This window comes from Leucobacter celer subsp. astrifaciens (genome assembly GCF_001273835.1).
GTDB classification, from domain to species: Bacteria; Actinomycetota; Actinomycetes; order Actinomycetales; family Microbacteriaceae; genus Leucobacter; species Leucobacter celer.
In genome coordinates this window covers 40,695-63,229 of record NZ_JHEI01000151.1, presented here as the reverse complement: position 1 = coordinate 63,229, position 22,535 = coordinate 40,695, and the positions used below count along the sequence as shown (strand labels likewise).

Below are 22,535 nucleotides of genomic sequence, written 5' to 3'. Positions count from 1 at the left end.
ACAGCCACGGACTCACGGATCCGGACGAGAGCCCCGGGCCGCTTCACACCGTCCGCAGCACCTGGTCGAGCACTCGCTCCACCGGCTGGTCCTTGCGGAAGAGCAGCCAGTCGAGGCAGGCTCCCGCGAGGGCGCCGAAGAACGCCGCACCGGCGATCTCCGTGATCTCCTCGGAGGGCCGCGATCCACCCCGCGCCGCCTCGGCATCGCGCAGCACATCGCGGAATCGCATCACCACCGAGGACCTCGCGAGTTCCATGGACTCCGCCCACGTGCGGTCCGTGCGGAACACCTCCGAGGCCATCAGCTTCGCGAGGTCGAGGTTGCTTCGCAGCGTCTCGAGCGTCGCGGCGGCGACCGCGCGCGGAGCCTCGCCGGGATCCACCCCGTCGCGCGCCTCGTCGATCGTGGTCGCCAGGCGCTCGAAGCCGGCGCGGATCACCTCCTCGAAGATCGCGTCCTTCGAGGCGAAGTTGTAGTACAGGCTGCCCTTGGCCACTCCCGCAGCCTCGGCGATCTGGTCCATCGACGCGCCGCTGATCCCGTGCTGCGCCGCGACGCGCACCGCCGCCTCGGTGATGAGCTGCTTCGTGTTCACCCGTGCCATGGTCCTATCCTCTCGTACCGTCGGGCGCTGTCCCGTCGGTTGAGCGAGCCCGCGAGCCGAAACCGAGGGATCCTGGTTTCGACTCGCTCCGCTCGCTCAACCAGCGAGTCAGATCGCGAGCTGCGCTCGAGAGCCCGCGGGATGGACCAGAAACGGTCCATCCTAGATCGCGAGCTCGGGGTGCAGACGCTGGATCGTCCACACCTTCTGCCGCCGCGCGGCCACCGCGCTGATCGCGAGCGAACCGATCAGCACCGCGAGCATCACCGCGAGCGAGATCCAGAACCGCCCGTCGATGCCGCCGCCGATCAGCTGCCGCAAGCCGTCGACCACGTACGAGGCCGGCATGAACGGGTGCAGCGCCTGGAAGAAGCCCGGGGTGGTCTCGACCGGGTAGGTGCCGCCCGACGACGAGAGCATGAGCATGAGCAGCACGAGGCTCACCACGCGGCCGGTCGCGGTGCCGAGCAGCGCGATGAACATCTGCTGCAGCGCCAGGAACGCCAGGGTCACGAGCAGCATGAACGCCGCCATGCCCATCCAGTGCGCGGGCCGCATGCCGATCCCGAACACCAGCACGAGCATCATGATCACCACCTGACCCACGCCGATGAGCGCGGCCGGCCAGAAACCGGTGAGCACGGATCGCAGCCCCGAGGTGTTCGAGGCGAGCGGGCGGCGGGGCAGCGGGCGCAGGATCAGCCAGGTGATGAGCGCCCCGACGAAGGAGGCGAGCGCGATGAAGAACGGGGCGAACCCCTCGCCGAAGCCCTGCACCTCGTTCTCGGTGTGCTCGGCGAGCTGCACCGGAGCGGCCATGGTCTCGGCGATCCCGACGCGCTGGCCGGGTGCGAACGAAGGGGCCTCATCGGCGCCGTCCGAGAGCTTCCCGGCGAAGGTGCCGGCTCCGTCGGCCACCTTGTCGGCGCCCTTCGCGAGCTCGCCCGACTTCTCGCTCGCCTGCTGCGCGCCGGCGTTCAGCTGCGACGCACCGGCAGCCAGATCCCCCGCGCCTGCCGCGAGCCGGTCGGCTCCCTCGGACGCGGTCGCGACGCCGCTCGCGAGTGCTCCGCTGCCGTCGGCGACCGTCTGGGCGCCGGCGGAGAGCGAGGTGATGCCCTCGGCCAGCTTGCCGCTGCCGGTGTAGGCCGATCCCGTCTTCTCGTGCAGCGTGCCCGCTCCCGCCGAGACCTGCGCGGCCCCCTTCGCGAGTTCGACCGCGCTGCCGCTGAGCTCGCCGAGGCCGCTCCCGAGCGTGTCGGCCCCGTCGGCGAGCAGAGCGGCGCTCTCGGATGCCGTCTGCGCCGATGCGTCGAGGGTCGCCGCACCCGTCGTCAAGGCCGCCGCACCGTCTCGCAGGGTCGCCGCACCCGTATTCAGCTCGGCCGCACCGGCCGCGAAGGCCTCGATCGAGGATCCCTGCGCCTGCAGTGCGGCATCGAGCTGCGCGAGCGTCATGTCGGGCTGCGCCGCGGCCAGCTGCGCGATGCCCGCCGCACCGGCGGACACCTGTGCCGCACCACCGCTCACGGCTTCGGCGCCGGAGGACAGATCCGCGGCCCCGGAGTGCAGCCCCGTCGCCCCCTCGGAGAGCTGTGCGAGCCCTCCCGAGAGCGCGGTCACTCCGTCGGAGAGGGTCGTGGCACCGGTCGCGAGACCGGCTGCGCCGTCCGAGACCTTCTGCGTGCCGTCGGCGACCGTCGCCGAGCCGGTCGACACCTGCTGGGCGCCGTCGTTCAGCAGGCCGAGCCCGTCGCGCAGCTCCCCCGACTTGCTCGCGGCCTCGCCGGCACCGGACGCGAGCGCACCGCTGCCCTCGGCGAGCTCGGCGCTGCCACTGCGCGCGCTGCCGAGTCCGTCGGCGAGCCGGCTCGTGCCGCTCGTGAGCTCGGGCGCCTTCGCCACCAGCTGAGAGGTTCCGTCGGCGAGCTCGCCCAGCCCCGCGCTCAGCTTGACACTGCCGTCGGCCACGGCCGCGGTCCCCTCCTCCAGGGTGCCGGCGGCCTGCGCGGCATCGCGCGTGCCGTCGCTCAGCTTCTCGACGCCGACGAGCACCTGCTCGGCCGCGGTGCGCGTGGCAGTCTCGGCGACCGCGTCGCGCAGCTGCACCATCGCCTGCTTGCCCAGCGTCGACGCCAGGAAGGAGTTGTTGTCGTTGTAGACGACTTCGATCTCGCCGGCCCTCGGGTCGTCCTGCAGACCGGCGAGCGTGCTCGAGAAGTCGCTCGGGATCATCACCGAGAAGTAGACGTCGCCGTCGGCGACCGAGCGCTCGGCCTCGTCGGCGTCGAGCGGCTTCCAGTCGAGATCCTGCCCCTCCTGCAGCTGCTCGACCACGTCGTCGCCCGCGGCGAGCACCTCGCCGTCGGGCTTCTCGGCCGGCTCGTCGAGGTTGACGATGGCGACGGGCAGCTTGTTCAGGTTGTCGGTCGGGGCCCAGAACGCCCACAGGTAGAGGGCGCCGTAGATGAGCGGGATGACGAGCAGCACGGCGAGCGCGACCTTGGGCAGCGCGCCCTGGCGGAACCGCTTCAGCTCGGTGCTGCGGGTGAACAGTGACATGGTGCTTCTCTTGCTTCTTTCTGCGATTGCGGAGGGCGGCGCGGTAGTTCGCGCGGTGAGCGGCGCGCTCAGAGTTCGATGAGGGCGGGATCGCACGATCCGGCGAGGAGCGCCGCATCGCCCGGGTCGCTCGTGGCGACCGCGATCCGGAGCCCGTCCGCGGCGAGCGCGCTGAGCCGTTCGGCGACGAGCGCACGCTCCGCGGGATCGCGCAGCGCGTCGAAGTCGTCGACGGCGAGCATCTCGGGTTCCTCGATAAGCGCGAGCGATACGCGCACGAGCATCTCCTCGGCCGGGGTGAGTTCTCGCACGAGTGTCGCGGGATCCGGCTGCTCGTAGTCGCCGAAGGCCCGGGCGAGCAGCTCGCTCGCCAGCTCGGGGGTCATGCGGGGTGTGCGGCGGCACCAGGGCATGGCCCACGCGAGGCGCTCGCGCAGCGTGGCACCCAGGGTCACCGCGGGTTCGAGCGCGTCGATCTCCGCGAAGCCGACGATGCCGGTGCGGCGCCGGATCTCGGCGGGCTTCGTCGCGCCGAGGGTGACGAGGGATCCCTCGCTCAACCGCATCCGGCCCGCAATGGCGAGCAGCAGCGAGGTGCGTCCGGTGCCGTGGGATCCCAGCACGACGGTCACCGGGCGGTCGCTCGAGACGGTGAGGGGGCCGAACACCGTTCCGCGCGGACCCTGCACCGCCGCCTGGCGCAGCTCGATCGCCGGGTTCGCGGAGGTGCCCCCTCGGGGGCCTTGCCGACGCGCGACCGGCTCGTCGCCCGCGGTGCGCTCGGCTCCCGTGTCGTGCTCGGCACCGGCGGCGGAGCCCGCCCCGGCGAAGAGGGCGTCGATCCCGAGCACCTCCGTGCTCGCGGCGTCTCCAGCACTCGCCGTATTCGATGCGCTGGTGAGTTCAGCAGTGCTCACATTGTCCTCGCGGTTCTCGTCGAATTTCTTGAACTGACTAGTCAGTCTAAAACGAGAGTAGGGAACCGTCAAGTCCGCGCTGCCGCCACGGCGGCAGGTCGGCGGCAACGCCGCGCGAAGCTCCGCTTCGCTCCCAGCGGCTTGCCCAAGCTCCGCGCTCCGCGCGTCACCCGACCGCGAGGCGCGGATTGCTCAGGAGGCGGTGCGAAGCACCACCTCGCAATCCGCGCTGCCGCCACAGCGGCAGGTCGGCGGCAACGCCGCGCGAAGCTCCGCTTCGCCCCCAGCGGCTTGCCGGGGAATAGATCCGGAGCGAGAATGTTGATTTACATGCAGGCGCATATAATTGACGCAGAACGCACGAACCACAGCACCCGCTGCAGAACGGAGCACACCATGGAATTCGGGATCTTCTCGGTCAGCGACGTGACTCGGGACCCGGTGAGCGGCGAGACCCCCAGCGAGGCCGATCGCATCCAGGGGCTCGCTCGCATCGCCGTGCACGCCGAGGAGGTGGGCCTCGACGTCTTCGCGATCGGCGAGCATCACAACCCGCCCTTCTTCTCCTCGAGCCCCACCACCTTCCTGGCCTACATCGCGGCGCAGACGAAGACGCTCAAGCTCTCCACCAGCACCACCCTCATCACGACGAACGACCCGGTGCGCATCGCGGAGGAGTACGCGATGCTGCAGCACCTGGCGCAGGGCCGCATGGACCTCATGCTCGGCCGCGGCAACACCGCGCCCGTCTACCCCTGGTTCGGCAAGGACATCCGCAGCGCGCTCCCCCTCGCGCTCGACAACTACAACCTGCTGCACCGCCTGTGGCGCGAGGACGTCGTCGACTACGACGGCAACTTCCGCACCCCGCTGCAGGGCTTCACCAGCACCCCGCGCCCGCTCGACGACGTGCCCCCGTTCGTGTGGCACGGCTCGATCCGCACGCCGGAGATCGCCGAGCAGGCCGCCTACTACGGCGACGGCTTCTTCGCGAACCACCTGTTCGCCCCGTCCGAGCACTTCCTGCGCCTCGTGCGCTTCTACCGCGAACGCTACGAGCACTACGGACACGGCACGCAGAAGCAGGCGATCGTCGGCCTCGGCGGCCAGGCGTTCATCGCGAAGAACTCGCAGGACGCCGTGAAGCAGTTCCGCCCGTATTTCGACGAGGCCCCCGTCTACGGCCACGGTCCCCGGCTCGAGGATTTCACCAGCCAGACTCCGCTCACCGTCGGAAGCCCGCAGGAGGTCATCGACAAGACCCTCGGATTCCGCGAGATCTTCGGCGACTACCAGCGCCAGATGTTCCTCGTGGACCACGCCGGCCTGCCCCTCAAGACCGTGCTCGAGCAGCTCGACCTGCTGGGCGAGGAGGTGATTCCGGTGCTGCGCCGCGAGATGGCGAAGGATCGGGATCCCGAGGTGCCCGAAAGCCCCACGCACGCGTCGCTCGTGCAGGCCAAGTACGGCGACGAACAGCCGCGTCAGCCGCGCCCGCGCGCCAACCGCGGTGATAACGTGACGGGCGGATCCCCCTACCTCGACTCGTCTCCGAAGAGCGGTTCGGCCTTCGGGCTGTAGACCCGCCGGCGGTGCGGGCCGCGAAGCGCGGCCCGCACCGAGATCGCAAGCATAAGGACTGACCATGAACACACGCACCGACATCAGGCTCGCGAACGAGGCCTGGGAGGCCGTGATGACCGCGCACGCCGCGCTCATGGGAACCTTCGCCTCGGAGGGGATGTGGAGCGACGTCAACATGCGCGAGTACGACGTGCTCTACACGCTCGCCAAGGGCGACGGACCGATGCGCATCTGCGAGATCCAGGACGGTGTGCTGCTCAGCCAGCCCGCGCTCTCGCGCATGATCGAGCGCCTCGTGGGCCGCGGCCTGCTGCACCGCGAGGCCGATGCGGAGGACGGACGCGCCGTGCGCGTCTCCCTCACCGAGGACGGCGTGCGCGTGCAGCGAGAAGTGGGGCGGGCGCACGCGAAGAGCGTCGGCAGGCAGCTCGGATCCTCGCTCACCGCCGACGAGATGCGGGAGCTGCAGCGCCTCTGCCGCAAGCTCGCCTCCTGATCGTTCGCACCCGTCTACCGCGCCCTCTCCAGCGCACAGATCCGCAAGTTTCGAGAAAGACGTACAGACATGAACGCACCATTCGACGGACAGGTCAACGCTTCCGCGCCGAGCGATGGAGCAGCATCAGAACCCCGCACGCTCGCGGTGATCAGCGCCGGCACGAGCGACCCCTCGACCACCACCATGCTCGCGATGCGAGTGGCCGACAAGGCCGCCGCGCTCGCCGCGCAGAGCGGCACAGAGTTGCAGATCCGCGTCATCGACCTGCGGGCTCTGGCCGGGGACATCACGACCGCGCTCGTCTCGCAGCACGTCTCCCCCGAACTGCAGAGCGCGAGCGACATCCTGCGCGACGCCGACGCCCTCGTGGTGTCGACCCCCGTCTACAAGGCGGGCCCCAGCGGACTGTTCACCTCGTTCTTCCAGGTGCTCGACAACGACCTGCTCATCGGCACCCCGGTGGCACTCGCCGCGACCGCCGGCAGCGCACGCCACGCGCTCGTGGTCGATGATCAGCTGCGCGGGCTCTTCGCGTATCTGCGCACCGTCACCGTGCCGACCTCGCTCTTCGCGGCCCCAGACGATTGGACCAGCGCCGACTTCGGCAAGCGCATCGAGCGCGCGGCCACGGAACTCGTCGCGCTCGTGACCAGCGGGTTCCGCGCGGCGGTGCGCGGCGAAGCGTGGGCCAGCTACCAGCACTCCTACGGCAGCGCGGGCGGCGCCGAGATCGGCATCGACCTCGACTCCGACCTCATGCGTCTCGCCACCGGCGGGCGCTGATCGGTCCCTCACCCTGGCACAGCCACCCAGCAGCATCCGCGCGCCAGTAGTTGCTGCCAAAACTGAGGTGAGGCAGCAACTACTGACGCGCGAGGAGGAGGACAGGCCACAGGAGCCGCGGGCACGGCGAAGGGCCCCGATCCCGAGCACCGGAGGGTGCGGGATCGGGGCCATTCGGCCGCAGCGGGATCGCGGCCCGCGAGGACTATGCCCCGGTGTAGTACCCGTCGGCGACGTCCAGCGCCGCGTCGATGATGTCGAGACCGCGCACCAGGTCCGCCTCGCTGATGATCAGCGGCGGAGCGATCTGCAGCCGGTTGAAGTGCGCGAACGGGAACAGGCCCCCGGCCTTGCACGCGGCGATCACCGCGTTCATCGGGGCGGCGGCCTCACCGGCGGCGTTGTAGGGCACGAGCGGCTCGCGGGTCTCGCGATCCACCACCAGGTCCATCGCCCAGAACAGCCCGCGGCCGCGGAACTCGCCGACCGACTTGTGCTTCTCGGCGAACTCGGCGAGGCGGGGAGCGATGACTCGCTCGCCCAGGTCGCGCACGTTCTCGAGCACCCTCTCGCCCTCGAAGATGTCGAAGGTCGCGACACCCGCGGCGCAGGCGAGCGGATGGCCGGAGTAGGTGAGACCGCCCGGGAAGGCGCGGTCGCCGAAGGTGTTGTGGATCGCCTCGGAGATGACGACGCCGCCGAGGGGCACGTACCCGGAGTTCACGCCCTTCGCGAAGGTCACCAGATCGGGCTTCACGTCGAACGCCTGGTAGGCGAACCACTCGCCGATGCGGCCGAAGCCGACCATGACCTCGTCGGCGATCAGCATGATGCCGTACTTGTCGCAGAGCGCGCGCACACCGGGCAGGTAGCCGGGGGTCGGCACGAGCACGCCGTTGGTGCCGGTGACCGTTTCGAGGATGATCGCGGCGATCGTGTCGGGCCCCTCGAGCTGGATCGTGTGCTCGAGGTGGGCGAGCGCACGCTCGGTCTCCTGCTCGGGGGTCTCCGAGAAGAACTCGGAGCGGTACTGGTAGGGACCGAAGAAGTGCACCACACCGGCGTCGAGCACGCCGTTCGCCCAGCGGCGCGGGTCACCGGTCGCCGTGATGGCGGTCGCGGTCGAGCCGTGGTACGAGCGGTAGCGCGCGAGCACCTTCTGACGGCCGGTGTGGTGGCGCGCCATGCGCACCGCGTACTCGTTCGCCTCGGCACCGCCGTTGGTGAAGAACACCGAGCGGGCGCCCTCGAAGGAGTGCTCGACGATGCGCTTCGCGAGCTCGCCGCGCACGTCGTTCGCGATCGACGGCTGGATGGTCGCGAGACGACCGGCCTGCTCCTGGATCGCCTTCACGAGGCCCGGGTGCTGGTGACCCAGGTTCAGGTTGACGAGCTGCGACGAGAAATCGAGGAACTCGTTGCCGTCGTAGTCCCAGAAACGCACGCCCTCACCCTTGGCGATGGGCAGCGGATCGATCTTGTTCTGCGCCGACCACGAGTGGAAGACGTACTGGCGGTCGTTCGCGCGCACCTCGCGCTGCGCTTCGGAGTCGCCGAAGCTGTGCTCGGCGCCGTTCAGGTCGATGAAGTCGGTCATGCTGTAATTCTCTCTCGTCTTTCAGGATCCGTGCGGCCTGCCGGCCGGTTGAGCGGAGCGAAGCGGAGTCGAAACCCGGGCACCGGATGACGACTCCGCTCGAGCGGGGGACGGGTCCGCACCGCGCTCCGAGAGTGGAGCAGGATCAGCTGTTGCTGGGGAACCCGAGGTCGACCTTCGACTGATCCGGCTTGGGCCAGCGAGTGGTCACGACCTTCGAGCGGGTGTAGAAGTGAACCGACTCGGGGCCGTAGATGTGGGCGTCGCCGAAGAGCGAGTCCTTCCAGCCGCCGAACGAGAACGAGCCGACCGGCACGGGGATCGGCACGTTGATGCCGACCATGCCCGCCTCGACCTCGAACTCGAACTGGCGGGCGACGCCGCCGTCGCGGGTGAAGATGGCCGTGCCGTTGCCGAACTGGTGCTCGTTGATCAGCTGCACGCCCTCCTCGTAGGTGTCGACGCGCACCACCGCGAGCACCGGACCGAAGATCTCCTCGCGGTAGACCTTGCTGTCGGTCTTGACGTGATCGATCAGCGAGACGCCGGTGAAGAAGCCGTCGCCCTCGAACTGCGCCTCGCGCCCGTCGACCACCACGGTCGCGCCCTCGGCCTCGGCGCCGGCGACGTACGACTCCACGCGCTCCTTGGCCTCGCGGGTGATGAGCGGGCCCATCTCGGATGCCGGATCGGTGCCGTCGCCGATCGTGAGATCCTTCATGCGGTCCGCGATCTTCTGCACGAGCTCGTCGCCCACGCCGCCGACCGCCACCACGACGGAGACGGCCATGCAGCGCTCGCCGGCCGAGCCGTATGCGGCCGAGACCGCGGCGTCGGCCGCGCCGTTCAGGTCGGCGTCGGGCATCACGATCATGTGGTTCTTGGCCCCGCCGAGCGCCTGCACGCGCTTGCCGTTCGCCGCTGCGCGCTCGTAGATGTACTTGGCGATGGGGGTCGAGCCGACGAAGCTGATGGCCTTGACGTCGCGGCTGTCGAGCAGCGTGTCGACGGCGACCTTGTCACCGTTGACGACGTTGAGCACGCCGTCGGGCAGACCGGCCTCGCGGAAGAGGTCGGCGATGAAGAGCGAGGCGGAGGGATCGCGCTCGGAGGGCTTGAGCACGACGGTGTTGCCGCAGGCGATCGCGCTGGCGATCATCCAGAGCGGCACCATGACCGGGAAGTTGAACGGCGTGATGGCCGCGACCACACCCACCGGCTGCTTGACGGAGTGCACGTCGACGCCGGTCGAGACCTGCTCGTCGCGCTCGCCCTTCAGCAGGTGCAGCAGGCCGGATGCGAACTCGACGTTCTCGAGGCCGCGCGCGATCTCACCCGCGGCGTCGGAGAGCACCTTGCCGTGCTCGCTCGTCACGATGGCGGCGAGTTCGGGGGTCCGCTGCTTGAGCAGCTGGCGCAGGTTGAAGAAGACATCGGCGCGCTTGGTGAGGCTCGTCTTCCGCCACATCGGCAGCGCGGCCTTCGCCGCTGCGATGGCCTGCTCCACGGTCGCGACGGACGCGATCGCCAGCTCGTGCTGCTGCTCGCCCGTCGCCGGGTTGTACACCGGCTGGGTGCGCTCGGCCGCGGTGATCTTCTCTCCGCCGATGACGTGGGGAATGAGTGCCATCCGATAATCCTCTCAATTCGATCAATATGTTCGGGATCGCGTAACCCCGATGCATCTCAGTATTTCAGCGGACCAATCGCCTCACCAGCAGCACAGTATCGCGAAGTTCGGTCATTCCCGTACACTTTGTTCGAGCCTCGGAGGAGCAGCGACCGGCGGGACGCAGGCGGGACACAGGCGGGACGCAGGAGCGGCGGAGGCGGGCCCGGAGGAAAGAGGGAAGCATGGACCACGCACAGGGGCGCATCGCGGTGAGAGACGCCCTCGACCTGCCCGAGGTGCGGGCCGGAGATCCCAAGCTCATCGCGGGATCGCGCGGCCTCGACCGCGGGATCCGATGGGCGCACGTGATCGCGGGCGTCGAAGCCGCGCAACTGCTCGACGGGGGCGAGCTGGTACTCACCACGGGCGCTGGATGGCCCGGCGACGAGGAAGGCCTCGAAACCCTCTCCCGGGAACTCGTCGAAGCAGACCCTGCGGCGGTCGTCCTCGAGCTCGGTCGCAACTTCAGCAGTGCGCCGGCGCAGTTGGCCGAGGCCTGCGAGAGACGCAGCATCCCCCTGATCGCACTGCATCGCGAGGTGCGCTTCGTGCAGATCACCCAGCGCATCCACCAGCGGGTGCTCGCCGATCAGCACGAGGCGCTCGCGGCGCGCGCCGAGGTCCACTCGATGCTCACGGAGCTCGGGCTGAACCGCAGCCCGGTCGACTACGTGATCGAGCGCCTCGCCGATACGCTCGAGGCCCCCGTGGTGCTCGAGGATTCGGCACGACGCGTGGTCGCGTGGTCGGGATCGGCGAGCGCCGAGCACGTACTCGCCGGCTGGGTCGAGGCGCAGCAGCTCGCGATACCCGACAACTGGGATCGCGTGCCGGTCGAGGCGCAGGGGCGGCGCTGGGGACACCTCACCGCGCTGCCGGGACCGCCGCACCCCGCCGGGCGGCGCACCGTGCTCGAGCTGGGGGCCTTCGCCCTCGCGCTCGGCCGACTGGCCGACCCCGGCGGCGAGCAGTGGCTGCAGCTCAGTTCGAAGCACATGTTCGACGTGCTGCTCGGCGGCCGCTACCGACGGGCCGACGAGCTCGCGGTGCAGCTCGCTGCGGGCGGACTTCCGGTCGAGGGGAGGGTGCTGCTGGGGGCCACCCTGCGGGGCGTGAAGGACTTCGGGGCGGCGGCCTCCGGACACGACTCGCCGCTCGAGCGGGCGATCCTCGAGACCGCGCTGCGCCGCGCCGTCGCGCCCGAGGGGCGCGTGATCCTCGCTCCCGACACGGGCACGGCGGGAGCCCCGGGAGGAACCGCCGGCCCCGACGACGGCCGCCCGATCCTGCTCGCCCTGCTCTCGTTTCCGGCCGGCGATCCCCGCATCGCGACCGCGGGCGAGGAGGTGCCGCCGCTCGCGGTGCGACTGTCGCAGGAGCTCGACATGCTGCTCCCCGAGACGACGCCGGCATCGTGGCGCGCCCATCTCGGTCTCGGCGCGACCGGCAATCGGGTGCGCTCGCTGATCACCTCGCTCGAGCAGGTGCGCGCCGCCGGCGTGCTGGATCCCGCGGCCTCGGCGGGGAGGGTGACCGTGCAGCAGGCGGAGCGGCAGCCGCTTGCCTATCTGGTGCGCGGGCTCTCCGCGGCCCCGGAGGTGCAGGAGTTCGCCGCGGACGCGCTGGCCCCGCTGCTCGAGCACGATGCCGCGACGGGCCCCGGGCACAGCGGCGATCTCCTGCGGGTGCTGCGCGCCTACCTGGAACACCCCACCAATCGCTCGCTCGCGGCGCAGCGCGCCCGGCTCTCGCGCTCGGTCTTCTACCAGCGCATCGCGCTCATCGAGGAGCTGCTCGGGGTCGACCTCGCCGACGGCTCCGTGATCGCCACGCTCACGGTCGCCCTGCTCGCCCGGGGGTGATCAGGGGCGCACCCCACCGGTGCGCCCCCATCGACGCGCGCCGCTCTCCCACGGTGCCGTTTCCTGCAGTGCCGCATCCTGCACCGCCGCGGCGGCTCATTCCGCCGGGTTCCCCCGAGCGGAGCACCCGCCCCTGGACCGCACGGTCTCGTCTACCCGCGCATCCAATCGACCACGCGGAGTCCGTCGGCCCGCCCGAACCCGCGAGTGTTGCCGGTCACTACGATCAGGCCGCGGGAACGGGCCGCCCCTGCAATCAGGGTGTCGTACGGCCCGATCGGCGTGCCAGTCGAGGCGAGTTGCGCCCGAATCTCGGCTGCGTGCGCGCCGGCATCGGCATCGAAGTCGAGCACTCTCAACAAGGAGAAGAATTCCTCGAGCGCGTGCCTATTGCGCCCGGGATCCGCCGAACGCTCCGCGCCGAACTGCAACTCGCACACCGAAATCGACGAGATCGCCAGTGTCCCTGCGTGCTCTGAGAAGCGCGCGAAATCGACTCCTGACCGGCGCCGGATAGCCGCAATCGCGGTGTCCGTGTCGAGGAGATATCTGAGCATCACACATCCCAGTTGCGGTGCTGCATGGGCGGCTGATCCCGATCAGCGCAGAAATCGCCGGTGACCCGCGTCCCCTGCTCAAGCCAGTAGGCCCAATCGCCGCCGACGGGTGAGATCACCCGGCTATCGCCCACGACTCTGATCTCCACCCGTTCAACGCGCTCGGGAAACGCCACAGCGCGGGGCAGACGCACCGCCTGCGTCTTGTTCGTGTAGAAGATATTCGTCTCGGTCATGGCGACTTCCTCGCGTATATACGCTCAGTATATACCTAGCATCGCCGCTCTCGAACGAGAGCCGAGAAGCACCCGATCACCGATTCCAGAGGCTCGGGTAGTCGTGACCGAGCTCGATCACCAGCCGCCGCAGCGCCGGCAGCGAGAGACCGATCACGCAGCTGGGAGCCCCCTCGATCCGCTCGATGAACGCACCCGCGAGACCGTCGATCGCGAAACCGCCGGCGAGTTCGAGCGGCTCCCCCGTGGCGACGTAGGCCGCGAGTTCCGCATCGGCGAGGTCGGCCGCGAGCGTCACCAGCGCCGTGTCCACGGATCCCGCCGCCCCGCGCACCTCGCCGCCCGTGTGATCGATGAGCCAGTGCCCCGAGTGCAACGCACCGGTGGTCCCGCGATGCCGCTTGGCGCGGTCGAGCGCCACCTCGGGCAGGTGCGGCTTGCCCAGGATCTCGCCATCGAGCAGGAACATCGAGTCGCCGCCGAGCACGAGCCCGTCGATCTCCGACCCGTGCCGTCGCACGACATCCTCGGCCTTGAGCCGCCCGAGGTACTCGGTGAGCTCGGGCGCCGTGAGCGCCCGGCCCAGCTCGGCCTCACGCGCGGCGACCTCCGCGCCCTCATCGACCTCCGGCGAGAAGCAGATCGGCTCGATGCCGGCACCGCGCAGCACGGAGAGTCGGGCGGGAGAGGTCGAGGCGAGGTACAGACGCATGCGCCCAGCTTAGAGGTCGCGTCGATGGGCCCGGGAGAGGATCGACCGCTCACGCTCGTCGCGAAGAGCGAAGAGCGAACGGAGCTCTCCGGAGGCGCACGCCAGCAGACAAGCCGGGCGACAGCAGAGCAGCCCGGCCCCGCAATGCGGAGACCGGGCTGCTGCTACTGCGTCAGCTGCTAGTTACCCAGCTACACCTCGGTAGAGGAACGCAGACATCGCTTCACGCGTCGTCGAAGCCTTCGGCTGGTATGCGAGCCCCTGGGGGGTCTTCACACCGGTCGAAATCTTGTTATCGGCCATCCACGAGATTTCCTTGTAGAACTTGTCGCTCGGCTTCATATCGACGAACTTCGAGGTGGTCGGAGCGTTGTAGCCCTTCACCTCTGCAGCACGGAAGAGGAACGCCGACATCGCCTCACGCGTCGTCGAAGCCTTCGGCTGGTATGCGAGCCCCTGGGGGGTCTTCACACCGGTCGAGATCTTCTTCTCGTACATCCACGAGATCTCCTTGTAGAACTTGTGGTTCGTCGGAACGTCGATGAACGGGCTCTTCGCGAGCGGCTTGTAGTTCTGCGGCGCCTTCTCGTATGCACGGAAGAGGAACGCCGACATCGCCTCACGCGTCGTCGAAGCCTTCGGCTGGTATGCGAGCCCCTGGGGGGTCTTCACACCGGTCGAGATCTTCTTCTCGGCCATCCACGCGATCTCCTTGTAGAACTTGTGGCTCTTCGGGACATCGATGAACACCGCGCCGGGCTCGGGCTTCGGCTCCTCGGGCTTCGGCTCGGGATCGGGCGCGGGGGCCACGAGCTCACCCGCGGGCGCGGCCCAGAAGATGCCACGAGCAGCCTCGCTCATGCCACCCTTCGGGTGCGTGCGGAAGAACACCGAGGTCCCGTACACGACTGCCTTGGCGCCAGACGCGGCCTCACCCGAGATCACCGAAGCCTGCCCACCGGCGACCTCCGGACCGTTGGTCGCGTTGGTCGAGCGCCAGTGGCCGGCGAGCAGCGGGTTGCCTGCGGCGTACGTCTGCTCAGCCTTCGTTCCCTCACCGAGGTTCGTGAACGACACTGCCGGGTAGATGAACGACGCGTCCTGCGCATACGGCGCGAGCAGCGATCCTTCAGGGGTATCGACCGCGACAACACCGTTGCCGCTGTTGTTACCGGCGACCGCGGTTCCGCTCACGAGCCCGAACGAGCTCGCCGCGTTGAAGCCAGCGGCGCCTCGGCCGAGCAGCGCTCCGCCGTCTGCGAGGAACGCCTCGACAGCGGCGCGACCCGCGGCCTGCGAGCCGTTGAAGGTGAGCGCGCTACCGATCCACAGCACGTCGACATCGTCGAGCAGCGCCGTATCCGAGGTGAGCTGCGCCGCGGTGACCTGCACCAGGTCGTCGAAGCCGAGCTCGGTCAGCGAGAGACGGTCGTCCTGGTTGCCGACGTAGGCGATCTTCAGGTTCTTCAGACCCTTCGCGGTGTCCGCCTTCAACGCTGCGAGGTCCTCGGCCGAAGCCGCCTCGACCTTGACGTCGAACTCCTGAGCCGCCTGCGCGACCGCAGCAGCATCGGCGGCGGCGACGACAGCCGAGCCGTCCTCGATCATCGTGACCTTGACACCCGCATCGAGCAGCGCGTTCACAGCACGGTAGTCGTTGACGCCCGCAAGATCGAAGTTGACGTACTCGCCCGCCTTGGGAGCGGTGAAGTTCGGCGTCACCTTCGAGATGCGCTTCGCGGTTCCGATAGCGGGATCGGTCACGAGACCCACCTTGTCGACGGTCGCACCCCACACGTAGCCGAGGCTCCATGCGGAGATGTCGTACATCGACGGGAGCTTGTTCGAGATGTCCTCGCCGAGGTCGAGCAGCGCGTTCGCGAGACCGCGCAGCGGCTGGTGCATATCGATCATGTACGAGCCTGCCGGGTACGTCACTCCGTCGACCACCGTGTCGGCGGTGAGCTGGCTCACCTGCACGCCGATGTCGATGAGTCGCTGGACGAGCCGGTTCGCATCGCTGGCGGAGCGCTGACCCTCGCCCACGGGAATCACGTAGGCGCGAGGCAGCACGATGGCTTCCTGGTCATCCGCCGCATCCCACTCGGCCTTCCACTGGTCGGGACCCGGGACATCCGCGATGTTCTCCGTGGTGAGCGCGGTCTTCGGCTCGCCCGCGACACCGCGGCGGAAGGTCTCGATCTGGTTGAGCAGCAGGTCGCGCCCCACCTTCGGCTGGTTGATGTAGTCGACGATCGCAACCATGGTCTCGTACGCGACCTCGGTGTTGACCTTGGCGCGCGGCTCGGTCATGAGCGAGCCGGTACGTCCGAGGGGCAGCTCGACGGTTGCGGTGATGGCACCGTAGAACGCGGCGTACTGCGCGGTGAAGATGGGCGGGAAGTCATCCCAGCCCGAGGGCGTGTCGCGGTACGGGATCTTGATGTAGTCGGTGGGGGTCGTGACGACACGGCCCGACGGCCCCGGCTCGCTGAAGTACGTGTTGCCTTCGATCCGCTTCGCCGTGACGTGCTTCTCAACCTCGAGCGCGAGCGCGTAGTTGTGCGGAATGTAGAGGTCGTACTCGTAGTTCGAGCCGTGCGGCGGGCCGGTCGGCTCCATCTGCAGCACGCTCGTGTAGCCGTGGAAGTCTGCTGCGTACACGGGCTGCAGCGCGTCGGTGGACTGCACGAACGAGGCCGCCTCGGGCGTCTGCAGCGTCACCATGTCGCGGTTGGGATCGAGTCCCAGCGCGGTTGCGCGGGTCGCGTTGGTGCGCCCGTCGGGGTTCAGCGACGGGGAGAAGTACACGCGGTTGTTGCGCAGGATCGACCCGACCTCGCTCATGGGCGCGGTCGCCAGGTGCTCGATGTACTGCAACGCGGCGTCAGTACCCTCCCACTCGTTGCCGTGGATGTTGTTGCTGATCCAGATCGGGGTCTTGTAGCCGCTGAGCAGCTGCTCATCCTTCGCCGCGGCCGCAGGGTTGTTGCGGATCTTGTCCCGCCAGTCGGCCTGCTGCTTCGTCTGCGTTTCGCTCTCGGGAGCGGTGACGGTGACGAGGTAGAGGTCGCGGCCCTGCGTCGACTGGCCGATGACCTGCGCGGATACTCGATCCGACTTGTTCATGAGCTCGGTCAGCTTGGGCGCGATATCAGGGTGCGAGAGGAGCTTGGGCTGCGCCGTCGCGTGGTTCGGCTCGCCGTTCGGACCCGTCGGGTTGTCGCGGAAGTAGTCGAGCTTCGGCTGGAACGGGAACGACTTCGGGAGCTGCAGACCCTTGACGATCTCTTCAGCTTCACCAGCCTGTGTTGCGGCACCGTTCTTGAGCTGCGCCATGCCCGAGGTGAGCGGCGCGACCAGTGTTGCTTCCTTCGCGTCTCGATCCTCAACGGCGTTGGCCGCTGAGACAAACGAGAACGAGGATAGTATGACGGCTGCGCCGCATACCCCCGCTAATAGTTTGCGTGTACTCATACGTGAGTTCTCATCTCCCCATTGAAAATCGAAGCGTGCAGCGAATTCACTACACAGTTCAGGATCCTAGCCAGTCCATGTTACGAATGGGGAAAATTCTCGATTTGCTCCATATGTGGTATGGACCGCTGCATATACAGCGTTCCTCGCGGAAAGAGCGGCTCCGCCGCCGATCCCACCCCGTCGGGTCTGGCGCTGGGCCTGGCCGGGTGGGATGATGAGGGGATGGGGCATCTCGTCTACGCAGCGTCGGTCGAATATCCGGTCGAGGATCGCGCACTGGCGCACCTCAAGGTGGCGATCGGCATGAAACTGCGTCGCCAGGAGAGCTTCTTCCTGAGTTGGACCAACCCGGTGGAGCGCGGCAGCGGGCGCGTCTCGCTCTGGCTCTCGCCCTCGATCCCGCTCATCTTCCGGTTCTCGGGCAGCCGGGCCCCCGAGCTCAACGAAACCTGGATCGAGGTGCTCGGCGAACTCTCGCACACCCCGCGCGGCCTGATCCTCATCACGGAGAAGGAAGCCGAGGCCTACGCGGCGCAGCACTCCGCGGGCTGATCAGATCACCATCGTCCACGCACCCTGAGGAGGCATCCCGTGGGATACCTGCACTATGGCCCGTCGCAGATCTTCCGCTTCGACGACCGCGCGCTCACGCACCTGCGCACCGTCATCATGACGAAGCTGCTGCAGCAGGAGAGCCTGCTGTTCACCTGGGACGACGCCGGCATCCAGCGCAGCATCTGGCTGCAGCCCTCCATTCCGATGCAGTTCGAGTTCGAGAGCGCCGACACGCCGAACCTCAATCGCGCCTGGGTCGAGGAGCTCACCACTGCGGCGAATGCCTCCACGGGGCTGCGTCTGCTGCCGGAACCGCCCGACCCGGAACAGCGCTGATCGGGGTTCCGCTCTCTACACCTCGCGGAGCCGCGCTCGCAAGCCCCTTACCCCTCTCGGTCGACGCGCCGTACCGTTAGGGCGAGAAGGGCGGATCTTCCGTCCCCGAAGGTAAGGAGTTCTCATGGGCATCCTCGCATTTCTGATTCTCGGTCTCATCGCCGGCGCCATCGCGAAGGCGATTCTGCCCGGCCGACAGGGCGGCGGCTGGATCGCCACACTGGTCCTGGGTGTGGTCGGGGCCGTTGTGGGCGGCTGGCTGGGCTCGATGCTCTTCGGCGCCGATCTGGGCGCGTTCTTCTCGCTCGAGACCTGGTTGCTCGCCATCGGCGGATCCATCGTCGTGCTGCTGATCTACGGCCTCATCGTGGGGCGCAGTCGCCGCGACGCCTAGGAGCCGTGCGCGTGATGGGAGAATGGGGGACATGTCATCACGCGCACCCTCCTCCCCCGCTCCGCTCGAGATCGGGGAGACGATCGAACTCGATGTCACCGGGATCGCCCACGGAGGGGTGAGCGTCGCGCGCCACGACGGCCGCGTGGTGTTCGTGGCCGACGCGATCCCCGGTGAGCGCGTGCGCGCGCTCGTCACGGACGCCAAGAAGAAGTCGTTCGCCCGCGCAACGGTGGTCGAGGTGCTCGACGCCTCCGCCGACCGGCAGCCCCACGTCTGGGCCGAGGCCGCCGTCGAGCGCGCACCCGAGGATCGGGCCGGCGGCGCCGAGTTCGGGCACATCGCCCTCGATCGCCAGCGCAGCCTGAAGGCAGAGGTGCTCGCCGATGCGATGCGCCGCTTCGGCGGGGTCGAGTTCGCCGCGGCCGACGACGAGGATCTCGGCGAGGCCCTCGCCGAATTCGTCGAACCCGCACCGGGCGACGACGAGACCGGAGGCCTCGGCTACCGCACTCGCGTGCGGCTGCACGTGGATCCCGAAACGGGGGCTGTCGGCCCCTACGCGGCGCGCAGCCGTCGCGTGATCCCCGTCACCTCCCTACCGCTCGCCAGCGAGGGCATCCACCAGATCGCACCGCTCGACGAGCTCATGCCCGGCGTGGCCACCGTCGATCTCATCGACCCCGCGGCCGACGACCCGCGCATGCTGCTCGGACTCCCGGGAGAGAAGACGCGCGCGGGCGAGAACGACGTGATCCGGGAACTGGTCGAGGATCGCGGCTTCCTGGTGCGTGCCGGAGGCTTCTGGCAGGTGCACCGAGAGGCGCCGACGGTGCTGTTCACCGCCGTGCGCGACGCGGTCGCCGAGCTCATCGACGACGGGCGCTTCGACCCCGCGGCCGGCAACCTCGACCTGTACGGCGGAGTCGGCCTGCTCGCCGCCGCGGTGGCGGAGGCCGCCGGGCCGGGCATCAAGGTGACCACCGTCGAGGCCGAGGCCGGGGCAACCGATGACGCCGCCGAGAACCTCTCGGAGCTGGTGGGGGCGCTCGCGGTCACCGCGCGGGTCGATCGCCACCTCGCGGAACTGCTGCGGGCGTCGGCCCCGGTGCGGGATCGCTTGCGTCGCGGCACGGTGGTGCTGGATCCGCCGCGCTCAGGTGCGGGCGGAGGCGTCATGGGGCAGCTCGTAGAGCTCTCCCCCGCCAACGTCGTCTACGTGGCCTGTGATCCCGTCGCCCTCGCCCGAGACACGAAGACTCTGCGCGACGCCGGCTACGAGCTCACCGGCCTGCGCGCGTTCGACATCTTCCCGCACACCCACCACTTCGAGTCGCTCGCGGTCTTCCAGCGGGACTGATCCCTCGGCGGGGCGGATCTCCAGCGCCACGGCGCCACGCACCACGGCGCCGCGCACCACAGCGCCGCGGCGCAGCAGTCCGTCCGCACCACAGCGCGCGAAGCGGTCCTCCCACATCTTCGCGCGTCAGTAGTTGTCGCCAAAACGCGCGCGAGGCAGCAACTACTGGCGCGCGAAAGGTGTGCGATCCAGAGCTGATCCGGACCCCGTCTTCGGGCGTCAGTTGTTGGTACCGAACCGAAGGTGGGGGAGCGCCTACTGGCGCGCGAAGCGATGCTCGGGAATTCCTCGACAGTGGATCAGAGCGCCTTGACCCGCACCACGCCCTTCATCTCGGGGTGGATCGAGCAGAGATAGGGGTAGTCACCCTCCTCCGTGAAGAGGTGGGTGTAGCTGCCGGACGTCACCAGCTCGCTCACGAAGCTCCCGTCGTCGGCGACGACGTCGTGCTCCGCGGGCCCCTCGAACACCCAGCGCACGGCCTGCCCGGGAGCGACCTCCACCTCGGGCGGATCGTACGCGTTGTCGAACGCCCGCACCGTCACCGCGGCCTTCACGTCGTCGTCGGAGGGCACCACTTCGGGCTTGCCCGGCGCGCACCCCGCGAGCGAGGCCGCGGCCCCGATCCCGAGCATGCCGACGATACCGCCCAGCACACCGCGCCGGGAGACTCCGCTGCGCATCTACCGCTCCTCGCGCTCAGTGCTGGTGCAGCGCTCGGGCGGCGTCGGTGATGGCCCCCGTCATCGACGGGTACACCGCGAACGCCGAGGCGACCTGGTCGACCGTGAGCCGGTGCTCGACGGCGAGCGCGAGCGAGAAGATCAGCTCGCTCGCCCGGTGCGCGACGATGACACCTCCGATCACAGTCCCCGAGGCCTTCCACGCGAAGAGCTTCACGAAGCCGTCGGTGAAACCGATCATCTTCGCACGCGGGTTCACGCTGAGCGGCACCGTGTGGGTGACGTGCTGCGCCAGGCCGGAGGCGTCGGCGAGCGTGCGCTCGTTCCAGCCGACGGTCGCGATCTCCGGGTAGGTGAAGACGTTCGCGGCGACGTTGCGCAGGTCGATGGGGCGCACGAAATCGCCGAGCGCGTGCATGATCGCCGTGCGACCCTGCATCGAGGCGACCGAGGCGAGCGGGAAGAAGTCGGTGCAGTCGCCGGCCGCGTAGATGGAGGGCACCGCGGTGCGCGCCACCTTGTTCACCCGGATATGGCCGCTGTCGGTGAGTTCGACGCCGGCCTTCTCGAGGCCGAGTCCATCGGTGTTCGGGATCGAGCCGACCGCCATGAGGCAGTGCGACGCCTCGAGGGTGCGCCCGTCCGAGAGCGTCACGAGAACGCCCTTCTCGGTGCGCACGACCGAGTCGGCCCGCGACTTCGACATCACGTGCATGCCGAGGCGCTTGAACTCGCGCTCGATCACGGCCGCGGCGTCGGGATCCTCGCCCGGCAGCACCTGCTCACGGCTCGACACGAGGGTCACCTCGGCGCCGAGCGTGCGATACGCGTTGGCGAACTCGGCGCCGGTGACGCCCGAGCCGACGACCACGAGGTGCTCGGGGATGGCGGGGAGATCGTAGAGCTGCTTCCAGGTGAGGATGCGCTCACCGTCGGGCTTGGCGGAGTCGAGCTCGCGCGGACTGGAGCCGACGGCCACCACGATGGTGTCGGCCTCGATCCGGTCGAAGTCGGTGCCGCCCGAGGCCGCGGTCGACACGAGCACCGCGTTCGGGCCGTCGAGGCGCCCCTCTCCCTGCACGACGCGCACTCCGGCGTCCTCGAGCGATCGCAGCATGTCGACGGACTGCGCGCCCGCCATGGCCAGCAGGCGCTTGTTCACCGCGGCGAGGTTGACCGCGATCTCCGGCCGCACGGGCTTGCCGTCGCCGCCCGGCACGAAGGCCTGCACGCCGAGCCGGCCGGCATCGCGCACCGCCTGCACGCCGCCCGCGGTCGCGATGAGGCTCTTCGACGGAACCACGTCGGTGAGCACGGCCGCACCGCCCACACCCGCGCGCTCGATCAGGGTGACATCGACCCCCAGCTGGGCGCCCGCGAGCGCCGCCTCGTAGCCCCCGGGGCCGCCGCCGAGCACCGCGATGCGATGCTTCCGTTCATTCGCTTTCGCCATGCCCTCAAGTCTAAGAGGTCGCGACGACGCCTCAGTGCTTGCGCGGGCAGGAATTGCGGCAGGCGTTCTGGCAGTATCCCGGCCAGCGCTTCTCGAGTCGGCGGTCGAGCGCGGTCCAGTAGCTCTGCATCACCGAACTGGTGCGAGCGCCCATCCACAGCTGGATGTTGCGCACGGCCTCGCTATCGGCCCAGAGCCACTCGTCGAACCAGGCGTCGACCGCGCCCGCGAGCGCCTCACCGCGGCGCCGACCGAGGCCGGGCCGGGGGCTCGTCTCGCGCTGCTCGCGGCAGAGCCAGGTGACCCCGACGTGCGGGGGCGTGGGCAGCGGCTCGATCTGCATCTTGGCGAACACCTCGACGAACACCCGTCCGTACGACTCCTCGGGAAGCCCGCGCAGCCATTCGCGCAGCTCCGTGAGGTCGGAAGCATCGCCCGCGGCGAGCACGCAGTCGATCCCGGCGGGGTCGATGACCGAGACGATCTGAGGATCGCCCGCCGGATCTGGAGTCGGGGAGTCGGGTACGTTCACGCCTATAGCTTAGGGCATCCTTACTTTCGTCGGTTGATCTCTCGGCGGATGGTCAGCTATCGCTGAGCCCCGGTGTCCCCGCAACCGGACGCAAAGGTGCCGATTCGCGTATCCGGATGCGCCTAAGATCAACGAGCAAGGGATGACCGCGGCG

20 protein-coding genes are annotated in these 22,535 nt (G+C 69.1%); 8 read left to right on the top strand and 12 right to left on the bottom strand.

Annotated features, from left to right (window positions below; translation table 11 throughout):
- Positions 1–43: 43 nt before the first annotated feature.
- From AMS65_RS17755 to AMS65_RS17745, 3 genes are all read right to left on the bottom strand, one after another.
- Complete coding sequence (locus AMS65_RS17755; RefSeq protein ID WP_053385508.1) at positions 44–607, bottom strand: TetR/AcrR family transcriptional regulator; 564 nt, start codon at positions 605–607, stop codon at positions 44–46.
- Between the two features lie 162 nt (positions 608–769).
- Positions 770–3,169 (bottom strand): YhgE/Pip domain-containing protein, encoded by a 2,400-nt coding sequence (locus tag AMS65_RS17750; protein ID WP_053385507.1) that lies wholly within the window; start codon positions 3,167–3,169, stop codon positions 770–772.
- 68 nt (positions 3,170–3,237) lie between these two features.
- Positions 3,238–4,086 (bottom strand): ATP-binding cassette domain-containing protein, encoded by an 849-nt coding sequence (locus AMS65_RS17745; RefSeq protein ID WP_193787042.1) that lies wholly within the window; start codon positions 4,084–4,086, stop codon positions 3,238–3,240.
- 396 nt (positions 4,087–4,482) lie between these two features.
- Here AMS65_RS17745 and AMS65_RS17740 point away from each other — a divergent pair, with 396 nt between their 5' ends.
- From AMS65_RS17740 to AMS65_RS17730, 3 genes are all read left to right on the top strand, one after another.
- Positions 4,483–5,667: an LLM class flavin-dependent oxidoreductase gene (locus tag AMS65_RS17740; RefSeq protein ID WP_053385506.1), complete on the top strand. Its 1,185-nt coding sequence runs from the start codon at positions 4,483–4,485 to the stop codon at positions 5,665–5,667.
- Between the two features lie 64 nt (positions 5,668–5,731).
- On the top strand, positions 5,732–6,166 hold the full coding sequence (locus AMS65_RS17735) for a MarR family winged helix-turn-helix transcriptional regulator (RefSeq protein WP_053385505.1): 435 nt from the start codon (positions 5,732–5,734) through the stop codon (positions 6,164–6,166).
- 69 nt (positions 6,167–6,235) lie between these two features.
- Entirely contained in the window at positions 6,236–6,952 is a 717-nt protein-coding gene (locus AMS65_RS17730; protein WP_053385504.1) for a CE1759 family FMN reductase, read from the top strand.
- Positions 6,953–7,157: 205 nt separating this feature from the next.
- On the opposite strand, the gene AMS65_RS17725 is transcribed toward AMS65_RS17730, so the two are convergent.
- A complete protein-coding gene (locus AMS65_RS17725) occupies positions 7,158–8,549 on the bottom strand; it encodes an aspartate aminotransferase family protein (RefSeq protein ID WP_053385503.1) in 1,392 nt (463 codons plus the stop codon).
- Positions 8,550–8,694: 145 nt separating this feature from the next.
- Complete coding sequence (locus AMS65_RS17720) at positions 8,695–10,179, bottom strand: CoA-acylating methylmalonate-semialdehyde dehydrogenase (RefSeq protein ID WP_053385502.1); 1,485 nt, start codon at positions 10,177–10,179, stop codon at positions 8,695–8,697.
- Between the two features lie 224 nt (positions 10,180–10,403).
- Between AMS65_RS17720 and AMS65_RS17715 the strand changes: the two genes are divergently transcribed.
- Complete coding sequence (locus AMS65_RS17715) at positions 10,404–12,083, top strand: PucR family transcriptional regulator (protein ID WP_053385501.1); 1,680 nt, start codon at positions 10,404–10,406, stop codon at positions 12,081–12,083.
- Positions 12,084–12,235: 152 nt separating this feature from the next.
- Here AMS65_RS17715 and AMS65_RS17710 read toward each other — a convergent pair whose 3' ends face one another.
- The 4 genes from AMS65_RS17710 to AMS65_RS17695 all read right to left on the bottom strand — a co-directional run bounded on the left by AMS65_RS17710 (position 12,236) and on the right by AMS65_RS17695 (position 17,065).
- A complete protein-coding gene (locus tag AMS65_RS17710) occupies positions 12,236–12,640 on the bottom strand; it encodes a type II toxin-antitoxin system VapC family toxin (RefSeq protein WP_053385500.1) in 405 nt (134 codons plus the stop codon).
- The gene (vapB, locus tag AMS65_RS17705) at positions 12,640–12,876 is read right to left on the bottom strand and encodes a type II toxin-antitoxin system VapB family antitoxin (protein WP_053385499.1); all 237 of its coding nucleotides are present in this window, start codon (positions 12,874–12,876) and stop codon (positions 12,640–12,642) included. Before vapB ends, AMS65_RS17710 begins: the two co-directional genes overlap by 1 nt.
- 76 nt (positions 12,877–12,952) lie before the next feature.
- Positions 12,953–13,588, bottom strand: coding sequence for a Maf family protein (locus AMS65_RS17700; RefSeq protein ID WP_053385498.1), 636 nt, complete (start codon positions 13,586–13,588; stop codon positions 12,953–12,955).
- Positions 13,589–13,771: 183 nt separating this feature from the next.
- Positions 13,772–17,065, bottom strand: coding sequence for a M14 family zinc carboxypeptidase (locus AMS65_RS17695; RefSeq protein WP_083451831.1), 3,294 nt, complete (start codon positions 17,063–17,065; stop codon positions 13,772–13,774).
- 120 nt (positions 17,066–17,185) lie between these two features.
- On the opposite strand from AMS65_RS17695, the gene AMS65_RS17690 reads away from it, so the two are divergent.
- From AMS65_RS17690 to AMS65_RS17675, 4 genes are all read left to right on the top strand, one after another.
- Positions 17,186–17,620, top strand: coding sequence for a DUF7882 family protein (locus AMS65_RS17690; protein WP_306455236.1), 435 nt, complete (start codon positions 17,186–17,188; stop codon positions 17,618–17,620).
- A gap of 39 nt (positions 17,621–17,659) precedes the next feature.
- Positions 17,660–17,959, top strand: coding sequence for a DUF7882 family protein (locus AMS65_RS17685; RefSeq protein WP_053385496.1), 300 nt, complete (start codon positions 17,660–17,662; stop codon positions 17,957–17,959).
- A 124-nt stretch (positions 17,960–18,083) separates the two neighbouring features.
- Positions 18,084–18,353, top strand: a complete 270-nt coding sequence (locus AMS65_RS17680; RefSeq protein WP_053385495.1) for a GlsB/YeaQ/YmgE family stress response membrane protein — start codon at positions 18,084–18,086, stop codon at positions 18,351–18,353.
- A 31-nt stretch (positions 18,354–18,384) separates the two neighbouring features.
- On the top strand, positions 18,385–19,713 hold the full coding sequence (locus tag AMS65_RS17675; protein WP_053385494.1) for a class I SAM-dependent RNA methyltransferase: 1,329 nt from the start codon (positions 18,385–18,387) through the stop codon (positions 19,711–19,713).
- A gap of 299 nt (positions 19,714–20,012) precedes the next feature.
- Here the strand turns inward: AMS65_RS17675 and AMS65_RS17670 are convergent, their stop codons facing one another.
- The 3 genes from AMS65_RS17670 to AMS65_RS17660 are packed head-to-tail and all read right to left on the bottom strand — an operon-like array spanning position 20,013 to position 22,381.
- Positions 20,013–20,396 (bottom strand): cupredoxin domain-containing protein, encoded by a 384-nt coding sequence (locus AMS65_RS17670; protein ID WP_053385493.1) that lies wholly within the window; start codon positions 20,394–20,396, stop codon positions 20,013–20,015.
- A gap of 16 nt (positions 20,397–20,412) precedes the next feature.
- Positions 20,413–21,849, bottom strand: coding sequence for an NAD(P)H-quinone dehydrogenase (locus AMS65_RS17665; RefSeq protein WP_053385492.1), 1,437 nt, complete (start codon positions 21,847–21,849; stop codon positions 20,413–20,415).
- 31 nt (positions 21,850–21,880) lie between these two features.
- Positions 21,881–22,381, bottom strand: coding sequence for an SIP domain-containing protein (locus AMS65_RS17660; protein ID WP_053385491.1), 501 nt, complete (start codon positions 22,379–22,381; stop codon positions 21,881–21,883).
- Positions 22,382–22,535 lie beyond the last annotated feature (154 nt).

What these genes read in the sequence shown, in the direction of transcription:
- AMS65_RS17730 (WP_053385504.1), top strand. Translation starts at nt 6,236, where the DNA reads ATGAACGCACCATTCGACGGACAGGTCAACGCTTCCGCGCCGAGCGAT.
- AMS65_RS17700 (WP_053385498.1), bottom strand. Translation starts at nt 13,588, where the DNA reads ATGCGTCTGTACCTCGCCTCGACCTCTCCCGCCCGACTCTCCGTGCTG.
- vapB (WP_053385499.1), bottom strand. Translation starts at nt 12,876, where the DNA reads ATGACCGAGACGAATATCTTCTACACGAACAAGACGCAGGCGGTGCGT.
- AMS65_RS17690 (WP_306455236.1), top strand. Translation starts at nt 17,186, where the DNA reads ATGGACCGCTGCATATACAGCGTTCCTCGCGGAAAGAGCGGCTCCGCC.
- AMS65_RS17665 (WP_053385492.1), bottom strand. Translation starts at nt 21,849, where the DNA reads ATGGCGAAAGCGAATGAACGGAAGCATCGCATCGCGGTGCTCGGCGGC.
- AMS65_RS17675 (WP_053385494.1), top strand. Translation starts at nt 18,385, where the DNA reads ATGTCATCACGCGCACCCTCCTCCCCCGCTCCGCTCGAGATCGGGGAG.
- AMS65_RS17750 (WP_053385507.1), bottom strand. Translation starts at nt 3,169, where the DNA reads ATGTCACTGTTCACCCGCAGCACCGAGCTGAAGCGGTTCCGCCAGGGC.
- AMS65_RS17755 (WP_053385508.1), bottom strand. Translation starts at nt 607, where the DNA reads ATGGCACGGGTGAACACGAAGCAGCTCATCACCGAGGCGGCGGTGCGC.
- AMS65_RS17715 (WP_053385501.1), top strand. Translation starts at nt 10,404, where the DNA reads ATGGACCACGCACAGGGGCGCATCGCGGTGAGAGACGCCCTCGACCTG.
- AMS65_RS17695 (WP_083451831.1), bottom strand. Translation starts at nt 17,065, where the DNA reads ATGAGTACACGCAAACTATTAGCGGGGGTATGCGGCGCAGCCGTCATA.
- AMS65_RS17670 (WP_053385493.1), bottom strand. Translation starts at nt 20,396, where the DNA reads ATGCGCAGCGGAGTCTCCCGGCGCGGTGTGCTGGGCGGTATCGTCGGC.
- AMS65_RS17725 (WP_053385503.1), bottom strand. Translation starts at nt 8,549, where the DNA reads ATGACCGACTTCATCGACCTGAACGGCGCCGAGCACAGCTTCGGCGAC.
- AMS65_RS17735 (WP_053385505.1), top strand. Translation starts at nt 5,732, where the DNA reads ATGAACACACGCACCGACATCAGGCTCGCGAACGAGGCCTGGGAGGCC.
- AMS65_RS17720 (WP_053385502.1), bottom strand. Translation starts at nt 10,179, where the DNA reads ATGGCACTCATTCCCCACGTCATCGGCGGAGAGAAGATCACCGCGGCC.
- AMS65_RS17710 (WP_053385500.1), bottom strand. Translation starts at nt 12,640, where the DNA reads ATGCTCAGATATCTCCTCGACACGGACACCGCGATTGCGGCTATCCGG.
- AMS65_RS17740 (WP_053385506.1), top strand. Translation starts at nt 4,483, where the DNA reads ATGGAATTCGGGATCTTCTCGGTCAGCGACGTGACTCGGGACCCGGTG.
- AMS65_RS17680 (WP_053385495.1), top strand. Translation starts at nt 18,084, where the DNA reads ATGGGCATCCTCGCATTTCTGATTCTCGGTCTCATCGCCGGCGCCATC.